General features: G+C 67.3%; 11 protein-coding genes. 4 read left to right on the forward strand and 7 right to left on the reverse strand.

What is annotated here, in order from left to right:
* Nucleotides 1-31: 31 nt before the first annotated feature.
* On the reverse strand, nucleotides 32-718 hold the full coding sequence (locus AC6JAC_RS04945; RefSeq protein ID WP_043437835.1) for a potassium channel family protein: 687 nt from the start codon (nucleotides 716-718) through the stop codon (nucleotides 32-34).
* Entirely contained in the window at nucleotides 711-2,144 is a 1,434-nt protein-coding gene (locus AC6JAC_RS04950) for a TrkH family potassium uptake protein (protein ID WP_347899974.1), read from the reverse strand. The genes AC6JAC_RS04945 and AC6JAC_RS04950 overlap by 8 nt, the downstream gene beginning before the upstream one ends.
* Before the next feature lie 104 nt (nucleotides 2,145-2,248).
* Between AC6JAC_RS04950 and AC6JAC_RS04955 the strand changes: the two genes are divergently transcribed.
* Nucleotides 2,249-3,472 (forward strand): acetoin utilization protein AcuC, encoded by a 1,224-nt coding sequence (locus AC6JAC_RS04955; protein ID WP_497963641.1) that lies wholly within the window; start codon nucleotides 2,249-2,251, stop codon nucleotides 3,470-3,472.
* A 45-nt stretch (nucleotides 3,473-3,517) separates the two neighbouring features.
* Here AC6JAC_RS04955 and AC6JAC_RS04960 read toward each other — a convergent pair whose 3' ends face one another.
* Nucleotides 3,518-4,009, reverse strand: a complete 492-nt coding sequence (locus tag AC6JAC_RS04960) for a hypothetical protein (RefSeq protein WP_454699317.1) — start codon at nucleotides 4,007-4,009, stop codon at nucleotides 3,518-3,520.
* Nucleotides 4,010-4,164: 155 nt separating this feature from the next.
* On the opposite strand from AC6JAC_RS04960, the gene AC6JAC_RS04965 reads away from it, so the two are divergent.
* Nucleotides 4,165-4,725 (forward strand): ArsR/SmtB family transcription factor, encoded by a 561-nt coding sequence (locus AC6JAC_RS04965; protein ID WP_028269941.1) that lies wholly within the window; start codon nucleotides 4,165-4,167, stop codon nucleotides 4,723-4,725.
* 98 nt (nucleotides 4,726-4,823) lie between these two features.
* On the opposite strand, the gene AC6JAC_RS04970 is transcribed toward AC6JAC_RS04965, so the two are convergent.
* The gene (locus tag AC6JAC_RS04970) at nucleotides 4,824-6,206 is read right to left on the reverse strand and encodes an alpha-hydroxy acid oxidase (RefSeq protein ID WP_028269942.1); all 1,383 of its coding nucleotides are present in this window, start codon (nucleotides 6,204-6,206) and stop codon (nucleotides 4,824-4,826) included.
* A gap of 90 nt (nucleotides 6,207-6,296) precedes the next feature.
* On the opposite strand from AC6JAC_RS04970, the gene AC6JAC_RS04975 reads away from it, so the two are divergent.
* A complete protein-coding gene (locus AC6JAC_RS04975) occupies nucleotides 6,297-7,004 on the forward strand; it encodes a FadR/GntR family transcriptional regulator (protein ID WP_028269943.1) in 708 nt (235 codons plus the stop codon).
* 14 nt (nucleotides 7,005-7,018) lie between these two features.
* Here AC6JAC_RS04975 and AC6JAC_RS04980 read toward each other — a convergent pair whose 3' ends face one another.
* Both AC6JAC_RS04980 and AC6JAC_RS04985 read right to left on the reverse strand, forming a co-directional pair.
* Nucleotides 7,019-9,517, reverse strand: coding sequence for a beta-glucosidase family protein (locus AC6JAC_RS04980; RefSeq protein WP_497963644.1), 2,499 nt, complete (start codon nucleotides 9,515-9,517; stop codon nucleotides 7,019-7,021).
* Nucleotides 9,518-10,840 (reverse strand): MFS transporter, encoded by a 1,323-nt coding sequence (locus AC6JAC_RS04985; RefSeq protein WP_231511103.1) that lies wholly within the window; start codon nucleotides 10,838-10,840, stop codon nucleotides 9,518-9,520.
* 109 nt (nucleotides 10,841-10,949) lie between these two features.
* Between AC6JAC_RS04985 and AC6JAC_RS04990 the strand changes: the two genes are divergently transcribed.
* Nucleotides 10,950-11,543: a TetR/AcrR family transcriptional regulator gene (locus AC6JAC_RS04990; protein WP_347898262.1), complete on the forward strand. Its 594-nt coding sequence runs from the start codon at nucleotides 10,950-10,952 to the stop codon at nucleotides 11,541-11,543.
* Here AC6JAC_RS04990 and AC6JAC_RS04995 read toward each other — a convergent pair.
* Nucleotides 11,540-12,568 carry a LacI family DNA-binding transcriptional regulator gene (locus AC6JAC_RS04995; RefSeq protein ID WP_028269947.1) on the reverse strand — a complete coding sequence of 343 codons (1,029 nt, stop codon included), beginning with the start codon at nucleotides 12,566-12,568 and terminating at the stop codon, nucleotides 11,540-11,542. The genes AC6JAC_RS04990 and AC6JAC_RS04995 overlap by 4 nt on opposite strands.
* Between the last annotated feature and the right edge of the window lie 154 nt (nucleotides 12,569-12,722).

Consider the following 12,722-nt stretch of genomic DNA (forward strand, 5'->3'; position numbering starts at 1 on the left):
GGCTCGCGGCCCACCGCAGGCTCGCGGCTGGCTACGGGCGGGCGGCGAACCGTTCCAGCAGGTCCACGTGGCCGGACACGATCAGCATGTCCCGCGACGACACCTTGGTCTCCGGGCGGGCGTACGTGAAGTCCTCGCCCGGGGTCTTCACGCCCACGATGGTCACGCCGTACTTGGAACGGACCTTGGATTCCTCGAGGGTAAACCCGACGGTCTCCCGCGGCGGATACATCTTCACGATCGCGTAGTCGTCGTCGAACTCGATGAAGTCCAGCATCCGTCCGGACACCAGGTGCGCGGCACGGACACCGGCGTCGGCCTCCGGGTAGATCACGTGGTTGGCGCCGATCCGGGTCAGGATCTTGCCATGGGACGGGGTGATCGCCTTGACCCAGAGATGCTGGATCCCGAGGTCCACCAGGTTCACGGTGATCAGCACCGAGGATTCGATGGACGTTCCCACCCCCACCACGGCGGAACTGAACTCCTGCGCGCCGAGCTGGCGCAGGGCGTCGATGTTCGTGGCGTCGGCCTCGACGACGTGCGTGAGCACGGGCGCCCATTTCTGCACCAGGTTGCGGTCGCGTTCGATCGCCAGGACCTCGCGCCCCTGCTTGACCAGCTGTTCGGCGGTGGATGAGCCGAAGCGGCCCAGTCCAATCACCAGCACGGGGGCGTTGTGGGCGGGGCGATTTACGGCGCCTGAGGAATCAGCCAATGATGGGCCTCTCTTCCGGGTAGTGGTACAGCTGGCTGCGCTGGCGCAACGCCAGGGCAGCGGCGAGGGTCACGGTGCCCACGCGTCCGGCGAACATCAGCGCGGACAGGACATAAACGCCCGACGGCGGCAGCTCGGCACTGAGGTTCGTGCTGAGGCCAACAGTGGCGAAGGCTGAGATGGTTTCGAAGAGCACCCGGTCCAGGGAGGCCCCGCTGATGTGCAGGAGCAGGAAGGCCGAGACGGAGACGAGGGTGGCGCCGGCGACGATCACCGAGATGGCCACCCGCATGGTTCCCTGTGGAATGGTGCGGCCGTAAACCTTCACATCGGCGTCGCCGCGGGCCTCGGCCACGATGGCCAGGAACATGACGGCGATGGTGGTCACCTTGATGCCGCCGGCCGTGGAGGCCGACCCGCCACCGGCGAACATCAGGGCGTCGGTGAGCAGCATGGTGGTGGATTCCATGTGGTTCTGGTCCACCAGGTTGAAGCCGCCGGACCGGGTCATGACGGAGGCAAACAGCGAGTGGGCGATTTTATCGCCGACATCCATGGAACCGATGGTCCGCATGTTTTCCCACTCCATGAGCCCCCACAGCACCGTTCCGGCAGCCAGCAGGATGAACGACACCTGGATGGTCAGCTTGGTGTGCAGGTTCCATTTCTTCCAGTTCAGCCCGTTCTGCTGCAGCACCATCACCACGGGAAAGCCCAGGCTGCCCAGGAAGACGCCGAGCATCAGCGGGACCAGGATCCAGAGATCGGTCTCGTAGGGGACGATGCCGTCCGAGTGCGGCGTGAAACCGGCGTTGTTGAAGGCCGAGATCGCATAAAAGACGCCGTGCCACACCGACTGTCCCAAGCTCTCGCCGAGCGTCAGGAAGCGGGGGATCAGGGTGACCGCGAGGGCGGCCTCAATGACCACGGACGTGGTGATGACGATCCGCAGCAGGGTGCCCACCTCGCCGAGGCGGCCGGCGTTGTTCATGGCTTCCTGGGCAATCAGCTTGCCCCGGACGCCGAGCTTCTTGCTGACCATCAGCGCCAGCAGCGAGGCCAGCGTCAGCGTGCCGAGGCCGCCGACGAAGATGCCGATCAGGATGACCAGCTGGCCGAAGAAGGACCAGTGCACCGCCGTGGACACGACGGTCAGGCCGGTGACGCAGACCGCGGACACCGCGGTGAAGAGAGCCTGGTGCAGGGGAGTGAAATCGCCGGAGGCGGAGGACGCCGGCAGGGACAGGAGCCCGGTGAACAAAATGATGACAACACCGAACGCGGTCAGCGCCAGCCGTGCCGGCGACGTGTTGGCGATGTTGTCGATAAAGTCGCGGATACCCGTGAAAATCCACAGGCCCTCACGCTCCGGCATGCCGGGATGCCAGTTAGCCGGGCTCTGGGACCTCGGCTGGCTTTGCGTCATGTGCGGCTTTTCCTCGGTTGAAACTGCTTCCTTCAGTAGTAAACCACTATATTCCGCGCGATGACCGGGAAATCCGGGTGCCCCGCTCAGGTAGCCTGTCCTTGATGACATTCCTGCCCGGACTCACGCAGCCCGCACTGCCAACGATGGTGGTGTGGGACATGGCCATGACTGCATACAACTTCGGCCACGGGCACCCGATGGCACCGGAACGGATGGAGCTGACCGCGCGCCTGGCCCGCAGCCTGCGCCTGCTGGACCTGGGGCACGTCACCGTGGCCGCCCCGGACGTGGCCGGCGACGAGGAACTGTGCACCGTCCACAGCCCCGAGTTCGTGGCCGCGGTCCGCCGGGTCAGCGCAAACCCGGACGTCCCCGACCTTGCCCGGGGCCTGGGCACGGAGGACGATCCCGCTTTTGCCGGCATGCACGAGGCCAGCGCCCGGCTGGCCGGCGGGTCACTGCTGGCTGCCCGCGCCATCCTGGACGGCAGCGCCGTCCGGGCCGTCAACTTTGGCGGCGGCATGCACCACGCGGCCCGGGAACGCGCCAGCGGATTCTGCATATACAACGATGCCGCCCTGGCGATCCAGAAACTGCTCGACGGCGGCGTGCAGCGCGTGGCATATATTGACGTCGACGCCCACCACGGCGACGGGACGCAGAGCATCTTCTGGGATGATCCCCGGGTCCTCACCATTTCCCTGCACGAGACCGGCCTGACCCTGTTCCCGGGGACGGGCTTTGCGAACGAGATCGGCGGCCCCAACGCGGAAGGCAGCGCGGTCAACGTGGCACTGCCCGCCGGCACCGGCGACGCTGGCTGGCTTCGGGCATTCCACGCGGTGGTGCCCCAGCTGATCGGTGCCTTCGAGCCCGAAGTGATTGTGAGCCAGCACGGCTGCGACTCGCACCGGCTGGATCCGCTCACGCACCTCAACATCAGCGTGGACGGCCAGCGTGAAGCGGCCACCGCCGTCGGGAACCTCGCTGCCCGCTACTGTGACAACCGGTGGATTGCCACCGGCGGGGGCGGCTACAACGTGATCAGCGTGGTGCCGCGCTCCTGGAGCCACCTGATTGCCATCGCGGCCGGCCGGCCGGTGCCGCTCCGCACCCCGGTCCCCGCAGACTGGCGCCAGTACGTCCAGGAGAAGTACGGGGCCGTTTACGGCGTGCCGGCGCCCGAATTCATGGGCGACGACGTGGACGTGTGGTGGCGTTCGTGGGAGGTGGGCTTCGATCCCAACGACGAAGTGGACCGCACCGTAATGGCCACGCGCAAGGAAGTGTTCCCGCTGTACGGGCTGGATCCCTGGTTCGACTAGCGCTGTTCGACTAAATCTGGTTCGACTAACTCTGGCCTGGCCGGGCTAGGAAACCGGCTTCTCGGTCTGGAACACCACCCCGGCGGCCCCGATCAGCCAGCCCAGCAATGACAGCGCGAAGGCGCCGATCAAGTCCGTGGACGCTGTTCCCTTCACCAGCCAGAGCAGCAGCACCAGCAGCCCCACCGCGAGGTAAACCACCACTGCGGCCACGATCCGGCCGGACAGGCGGGCAGTGACCTCCGCCGGGTTGAAGGAGACGGCTTCCGCGTCGCCCGGGGCGAGGTCGCGCTGCACCTGTTCGTCACGGCGCACCTCGGCGATGGTGAATCCGAGGGCCGACGCCGTCAGCGAACTCAGTGAGGTGGCCAGCACGCCAGCCGCGGTGACCAGGGCACCGTTCAGCGGCGGCGCAACCGTCCTGCCGTCCGGCACCCAGAAGCCGACGCGCAGCAGCACGGAGCCCCAGACCGCGACGAACAGGCCCAAAAACACAAACGCGATGATGTTGAACAGCTGCTGGCGGAGGAAATCCATGGCCACCCACCCCTCATGTTTGAGCGGCCGCAGCCGGAGAGCCCGGGGCAACCGTGAGTCCGTTCTAGCACCGGTGCCGGTACAGGGCAATGGCCGTCGTGCGCGGGACGAAATAGTGGATGCCATCCGGCGTATATGTCGCTAGGGTGGATCACATGGTGACAGACGACGTATTTGCCGTCATTGCTGAGGCAACCCGGCGTGACATTCTGGTATCCCTCCGCTCGGGGGACAAAGCAGTGGGGGAACTGGTAGAGGAACTGGATGCCAGCCAGCCCACCATTTCCAAGCATTTGAAGGTTCTCCGCGAGGCCGACCTCGTCAGCATGCGGGCCCAGGGCCAGAAGCGTTACTACGCCCTGAACCCCAAGCCCCTTGCCGGCGTCGCCGATTGGCTGGGGACGTTCGACGTCGGGCCGCAGGCCGCCGCCGTCGTCAGCTCCCCGGCCGCCCAGATCCTGGAGGGAAAAACGGAGCAGGCTGCGGAAACCGCGGCACCGTCGCCGGTGCCGGCCGCTGCGGGCACCGCCCGTCCGGCCGCCGCGGCGGTGCCCGGCGCCTCGGAGGGCGGCCAGCTGAGCCCGGCCGTTGCGATCCCCGTGGCCACCGCCGGGGACGACACCGTCCCGCAGCAGATCGGCCGTACCGTGGGCCGCGCCGCCACGAAGGCCGCGGACCTCATCGCAAACCTGCCCAAGTTCGGCCGCAAGAAGTAGCCCGGTACCCAAGTAGGTAGCAGCAGGTGTCGTTCTGAGCGTTCAAAACGACATCTGCTGCTACCTAGTTGGGCGGGGCCTCCGAAAGCCGGGGCGGCCTACCTGCCGAGGATCCGCACGTGGTCCGGGGTCAGCTCGGAGAGCTTGCTGACGCCCAGCAGCGCCATGGTGCGGGTCATGTCCTTTTCCAGGATCTGGATGGCCCGGTCCACGCCGGCGCGGCCGCCGGCCATGAGGCCGTACAGGTAGGCGCGGCCGATCAGCGTGAAATCGGCGCCCAGTGCCAGCGCGGCAATGATGTCCGCGCCGCTCATGATGCCGGTGTCCAGCATGATCGCGGCGTCCGAGTTGTCCTTGGTGAACGCTTCCTTGACGTCCGGCAGCAGGTGGAACGGGATGGGTGCGCGGTCCAGCTGGCGGCCGCCGTGGTTGGAGAGCACCACGCCGTCGGCGCCGTGGTCCACCACCTTGCGGGCGTCGTCGACGGTCTGGATGCCCTTCACCACCAGCTTGCCCTTCCAGGTTTCGCGCAGCCAGTCCAGGTCCTCGAAGGTCAGGGTGGGATCGAACATGGAGTTGATCAGGTCCGCCACGGTGCCGGTGTAGCGGGAGAGCGACGCGAAGGTCAGCGGTTCGTGCGTGAGGAAGTTGAACCACCAGGCCGGGCGGTACGACGCATCCAGGACGGTCTTCAGCGTGAGCGCCGGCGGGATGGTCATGCCGTTGCGGACGTCCCGGAGGCGGGCGCCGGCGACGGCGGTATCCACCGTGACCATCAGGGTGTCGTTTCCTGCCTTGGCGGCGCGTTCAATGAGTTCGAGGGAACGGTCGCGGTCCGTCCACAGGTACAGCTGGAACCAGTTCCGTCCGTTGGGTGCCGCCTCGGCAACGTCCTCGATGGACGCGGTGCCCATGGTGGAAAGCGTGTAGGGAATCCCGGCGGCCTCGGCGGCCTGGGACCCGGCGTACTCACCTTCGGACTGCATCATCCGGGTGAAACCGGTGGGTGCGATGCCAACGGGCAGCCGGGACGGCCTGCCCAGGATGTCGGTGCTCAGGTCGATACTGGAGACGTTCCGGAGGATGCCCGGCCGGAATTCAATGTCCAGGAAGGCCTCACGGGCGCGGCGCAGGGTGATTTCGGCTTCTGCCGCGCCGTCGGTGTAGTCGAAGGGAGCCTGCGGGGTGCGGCGCTTGGCCATGTCGCGCAGCTCCCAGATGGTGCTGGCGCGCTGCAGCTTCGCGGCACGGCTGAACTCCGGCTTCTTGAACTGCATCAGCGGCGCGAGGTCCGAATACTTGGGCACCCGGCGCTTGAGGGCCGCCGGGACCGCCGCTGCGGCACGGTTCACGGCGCCGTTCACGGCTCCGGACAGGGACGTACCCGCAGGCGCGGCAGCGCCGGCCACGTCAGTTCCGGCCACGTCAGTCTCAGGGGCCGGGGTGGTCTCGGGGTTGTTGGGCTGGATGGTGTGCGTCATTGCTGCCTCCGGGGCATCGGGCTGTGGTGGCTCTGTGGTCTAACCACACTCTAAAGGATGTGGTCCAACCACATCAAGTACCATTGGCCCATGCGTACTCATCAATTGGTCCTGCAATGGATCGAGAACCAGCTTTCCAGCGGCGAACTTGCCCTGGGCGGCCGGCTGCCGGCGGAGCGGACGCTGGCCGAGCAGCTGCAGGTCTCGCGCACTTCCGTCCGTGAAGCGATCCGCATCCTGGAAGCCATGGGCGTTGTCCGGGCAGGCGTGGGATCCGGTCCCGACGCCGGCACCGTGGTCATCGCGGACCCGACGGCGGCGCTCGGCTCGGCGCTGCGCCTGCATGTGGCCACCTCGCACCTGCCGGTGGCGGACATTGTGCAGACCCGCGTCCTGCTCGAGTCCTGGGCTGTCGCCCGGGCGCGCACGGACTCGCCGGCCCTCGCGGAGGCCGCCTCACTGCTCGAAAAGATGGACGCCTGCCCGGACACCGATGAATTCCTGGCCCTCGACGTCCGCTTTCACCTGGCCCTCGCCGAGGCGGCGGGCAACGCCGTGGTCAGCGCCATGATGGGCTCGCTCCGGGAAGCGATCCAAAGCTACGCCGGCAAACTCACGGCAAACCTTCCGGACTGGGACGCCACCGCCGCACGGCTCCGCTCCGAACACCGCAACATCCTCGCCGCCATCAACAACCACGACGGCGGCAGGGCAGCCGGGCTCGTTGCGGCCCACATCGAGGGGTATTACAAAGAAGCCGGGCTGGGTCCGAAGGATTCGGACCCAGCCCGGCTTTAGCCCGGACAGCTCAGTTAGCGCAGCTCGATCTCCAGCGTCTGGAAGTCGTCGGCCGAGTGCCGGCCCACCAGCAGGCGGAACGTGCCCTGCTCGAACTGCCAGCCGCCGTCGTAATGCCCGAAGGCCTTGGCCGGGATACGGACTTCAACGCTGTCCGTTCCTGCCGGCGCCAGGTGCGTTCCGGCGTAGCCGGCCAGCCAGCGGACCGGCCGCTCCACGGCGGACTCCGCACGGTCGAGGTACACCTGGACCACTTCGCGGCCGGTGCGTGTGCCGGTGTTACGGACCGGGACGTGCAGCACAACGTCCTGGCCGGCGCTCACGTACTGCGGTGCGTGGGCGGTGCCCAGCTCAAAGGTGGTGTAGCCCAGCCCGAAGCCGAACGGCAGCGCCGGAGCGGCCCCGCCCGCGGCTTCCTGCTTGAGCCATGCCCGGTAGCCCACGTGGATGCCCTCCGAGTAGACCACCTTGCCGTCCACCGGCGTGGTGTTGAGGACGGGGACATCCGCCAGCGCTGCCGGCCACGTGGTGGGCAGGCGCCCGCCCGGTTCCTCCGTGCCCAGCAGGATGTCGGCGATGGCAGTGCCGAATTCCTGGCCGCCGAACCAGCCCAGCAGTACCGCGCCCACCTTGTCCAGCCACGGCATGAGCACGGGCGATCCGGAGTTCACCACCACCACGGTGCGCGGATTCACGGCGGCCACGGCTTCCACCAGCTGGTTCTGCAGGCCGGGGAGGTCCAGGTCCTTGCGGTCGAAGCCTTCCGACTCGATGGCCGCGTTGGTGCCAACCACCACAACGGCGACGTCCGCTGCGCGGGCGGCTTCCACGGCGGCGTCGATCTCCGACTGCGGGTCCGCCACCACGGTTTCCTCACCCAGCAGGATGGCGGTGAAGGGGATGACCTGTTCTTTGGGCAGCTGGTATTCGGCCTCGATCCGGACGCTCTGGCCGGCGGCTGTTTCGATGGCATGGACGGTCTTGGGCGGATCGAACAAGGCGGCGCCGAGGACGTCGGTGTCGTCTTCGAGCTCGCTGTTGAACACCTCGGCTCCGTCAAGCGCCAGCCGGATCTGGCCCACGGTGCCGACGCCCAGGTGGTGGACGCCCGCCGTGTCGGCAGTCCAGTCGGCCTCCATCCGGATGGAAGCGGCGCCAGCGGGAATTCCGATGCCGAACCAGATCAGGTGCGAGGCGAGGCGGTCTTCGCCGAAAATCTCGCTGCCGTCAGCGGCAAGGAACGTCACGCGGATTCCGGGAACACCGGAGACCGGGTTTCGGAGCGAGGTGCGGGGGAAGGCCTGGAGGCCCTCGGCCACCTTGGCGCCGCGGACATAGGTGACCTTGACGTCGTCGGGCAGTGCCTTGCGGAGGCCCTGCAGGGGCGAGACGGTGTACTTGGGCATCACGGTGGCGCTGCCGCCGCCCTGCGTGCGTGCTTCCTCGGCGTTGTGGCCGATGACCGCCACACTGCCGAGCTTCGTGGCGTCGAGCGGCAGGAGGCCGCCTTCGTTGCGGACCAGCACAGCGCCGCGCACAGCCACTTCACGGGCGACGGCGGCGCCGTTCAGCTGGGCGGGGAGCTCGGTCACTGCAGGCGTGAAACCTTCGAGGGAGCCGACGCGTGCCGCCAGCCGCAGGATGCGGGTGACTTTCTCCACGATGGCGTCGCGGCTGACGCGGCCGTCCTTGACGGCGGCCAGCAGCTTGGGGCCCCAGTGCCCGACAGGTCCCGGCATTTCCAGGTCCTGGTGGGCGTTCGCCGCATCCACCGAGCGCACGCCGGTCCAGTCCGAGACCACTACGCCGTTGAAACCCCATTCCGTGGACAGCGGGGTTTCGAGCAGCTTGTTTTCGCTCGCGGTGGTGCCGTTGATGGAGTTGTAGGAGCTCATCACCAGCCACGCGCGGGCTTCGGTGATGGCGTCTTCGAAGGCCGCCAGGTAGAGCTCGCGCAGCGGACGTTCGTCCACTACCGAGTCTGCGGTGAAGCGGTCCGTCTCGGCCTCGTTGGCCAGGTAGTGCTTGGGGGTTGCGCCCACACCCATGGACTGCACGCCGGCAACATACCCGGCGGCCATGGTTGCGGTCAGCCGCGGATCCTCGCTCATGCATTCGAAGTGCCGGCCGCCCAGCGGGGAGCGGTGCAGGTTGATGGTGGGGCCCAGGACGGCGTGCACGCCCTTGCGGCGTGCCTCCTGGCCCAGGACCTGGCCGTAGCGGCGCGCCGTTTCGACGCTCCAGGTGGCGGACAACGCGGACGACGACGGCAGGGAGACGGAGTCGTGGCGCTCATCGAAGTCTTCACCGCGGACCCCGGCGGGGCCGTCGGACATCACCACGCGGCTCAGTCCGATTTCCGGAATCGCATGGGTGGACCAGACATCCGCACCTGTCAGCAGCTGTGCCTGCTGTTCGAGGGTGAGGCTGTGGGCGAGTTCGCGGATCCGGGCCTCGGCGTCCGGGGAATCCGGTGCCGGGGCCAGCGCGGCCGGTGAGAGTGCGGGATTCATTTACTTGACTCCTTTGATGCGGATGACGAGGACGGCGCCGATGATGCCGATGGCCGCACCGCCGAGGAACAGGGCGGGGTAGCCGCCGAATGCAATGACCGGGAAGGCGACGGCGGGCACCAAGGACTGGGGGAGAGCCTGGGCGATGTTGAAGACGCCGAAGGTCTTGGCGTTGTCGCCCTGGCTTCCGGGCAGGAGGTCGGTAATGAGGGCGACGTCCACGGCGCTGAAGCAGCCAAGGCCCAGTCCGGCGATCGCCTGGCCCACCAGGACCTGGCCGGTGGTGCTGCTGGTGGCAATGACAATCAGGCCCACCATCATGATCAGGGCGGAGATGATCACCATGCCTTTGCGCTTGCCGATGCGGTCGCTGATCCAGCCGCCGGCGAGGCTGGTGGCCACCGTACCGGCGGAGCTGACCAGCGTGGCCTGGAACACCAGGCTGGTGACCTGTGATTCAGCCACGTGCAGGTGGTCGGTGAAGAAGTACGGCAGGTAGAGCAGGCCGGCGCAGTAGCCGATGTACACCATGAACTTGGTGAGCCAGGCCCAGCCCAGGCCGGGGTAGAGGCGGGGATTGAAGTAGAAGGAACCCAGGATTTCCTTGAGGTTCAGCGGGGCGGGCTTTTCCGTCAGCACGCGGTCCTTGAAGGTGAAGGCGAAAGCGATGGCCACTGCGGTGCCGACGATTCCGGGCACAACGGCCATCTGCAGCGCGTTATCGAACATTTGCGCGAAGAAGGCGGCGGCAACGAGGCCGATCGGAAGGGTCATGCCGATCAGGCCGGACAGGCGCCCGCGCTCAGCCGGCGCGGCCTGGTCCGGAAGCGTTGCCACAAGTGCTGCCAGGGCGGCGTTGAAGCCAAGCTGGGCGATGACCCAGGCAACCAGCACGCCCGCAACACCGGTGGCTGAACCCAGCAGGAACAGGGAGGCGAGGCCCAGGAGCGAGCCGCCGACGATCCACGGTTTGCGCATGCCGAACCGCGACGTGGTGCGGTCGCTCAGCCTGCCGAAGAACGGGTTGGCGAGCAGGGCAACCAGGGCGCCGACGCCGGCCACGAGGCTCAGTGCCCCGGCGCGGGTGTCCGGCGTGGTGATTTCTGAGACCTTGATGGCCAGGACCACCAGGGCCGGTGCCAGGACCGCCATCCAGAGTCCCGCGCTGGCGATGGGCATGCCGATGACGTAGGCACGCGGGGCCTTGGTCTGTGCCGCAGCGGGCGGTGTACCCGGAGCGATGGTGCTTGTTGAAGTGCTGCTGATCTGTGTTCCGCTGGCCGGAGAAGCCTCGGAATCCTGGGGAATGGTCTTGACGGCCACATTGCCTCCTGACGAAAAGTGACCCTCCGTTGGGTCCTGAGAACGATGGTAGCGACAAAAACCAAGTGTGACTAGATTTTCGGTGAAAAAAGTGAAATACACTGACTCAATGTCAACGTCGAAGCCACGCGGCCAGTACGCAAAGGGAGCGGAACGCCGCGAACAGATCATCCAGACGGCCACTGATGTTTTTGCCACCGAAGGCTTCGAAGGGACCGCGCTCAAGCGCGTAGCGGAGCTGGTGGGGGTCAAGGAGGCCACTCTGTTCCACTACTTCCGGGGCAAACAGGAACTGCTGACGGCCGTGCTGGCTGAGCGGGACCGGCGGAGCCTGGCCGTCAGTGACCAGGAGGAAGTGGGCCTTCAGCTGTTGGCGCTGATCGCTGAGCGCAACCGCAAGGAGCCGGGGCTGACCACGCTCTATGCCGTGGCCTCGGCGACGGCAAATGATCCGGGGCATGACTCCCACCCCTATTTCCAGGAACGCTATGCCCAGGTGGTGGCGGACCTGGCCGAGGACATCGGCCGGCGCCAGGGTGCCGGCGAAGTGCGCACGGACGTGTCCGCCACCATGCTGGCCCGGCTGGTGGTGGCGGCCTTCGACGGCCTGCAGCTGCAGTGGCTCTACGACAAGAACGTCGACATGGCGGACGGCCTGTCCCAGCTCGTCGACGTGCTGCTGGCCCCGCCCGGCGGGAGTTAGTTGGTCGCGGGTGCGGTTCCTGAGCTGCTGCGGACTTCGAGCTTCGGTTCGAATACCGTGGGCCCCCCGGCGGGTGCGTCGGAGGGGACCTGGCGGATCAGGTCCCGCATCCGGTGCCACGCCTGCTGGCCAAGTTCGGTGATGGGAACCGCCGCCGTGGTGAGTGTCGGGGTGGTGTAGCGGGCAAACGGAATGTCGTCGAAGCCGGTGACGGACATGTCGTCAGGGACCCGGATCCCGCGCTCGTGGAGTCCGCTCAGCAGGCCCATGGCCACGAGGTCGTTGAAGGCCAGGATGCCGGTGGCGCCGCTTGCCAGAACGGCATCCACTGACTGGTGCCCTGCCTCGAAGGTGGAACCGCCGTCGAGCATTTGCAGCTCAATCCCCGGGTGGGCCGCCGTGAACTTTGCCAGGCCCGCGAGGCGCAGGCCGTTGGACGCGCTCCGGGCAGGACCGGCCAGGAAGGCGAGGCGGGTATGGCCCAGGCCCACGAGGTGCTCGGCCAGTTCCTGGATGCCCTGGCCGTAGTCCACCATAAGGCTCGGCGTATGGGTGTCCACGGTGGTGCGGTTGATCAGCACCATGGGCTGGAGTGACGGCGCCAGCTCTTCCAGTTCGGCGTCGGCCATGCGCGGCGCGCACAGCACCAGGCCGTCGCAGCGGCGGCGCGCCTCGCCGGCGAGGATGGCCTCCTCGCTGGACACCTCGGACGAATCGGCGATCAGGACGCGGTAGCCATCCTGGGCGGCCGCCATGCTGAGGCCGCGGAGGATGGCCTGGAACGTGGGGTTGGAGAGGTCCGGCACCACGATCCCGATGGTGTCCGTCTTGCCCAGCGCCAGGCTGCGGCCCACCGGGTTCGGCTGGTAGTTCAGCTCGGTTGCGGCCGCCCGGACCCGCTCGGCGATGGTGGGGTCAACCGTGAAGTTGCCGTTCATGACACGCGACACGGTGGCGTGCGAAACGCCGGCCTTGAGGGCGACGTCGGCAATGCCGATTCGCCGGGTGGTGGCTCTCCTGCCCAATGCTGCCCCTTTCCGGGCTTCTCCGACCCCTGCCGGATTTGTCTTCCCGTTCGGGCCTCCCCGTTCGGGAGATGGTTGACGGGACCGCCAGAGTCTTGATACAAAGCTTATAACGCTCCGAGAAAACGCTTTCTCACAATTCTCACCGCACCAC

Source organism: Arthrobacter sp. KUASC02 (genome assembly GCF_059739395.1).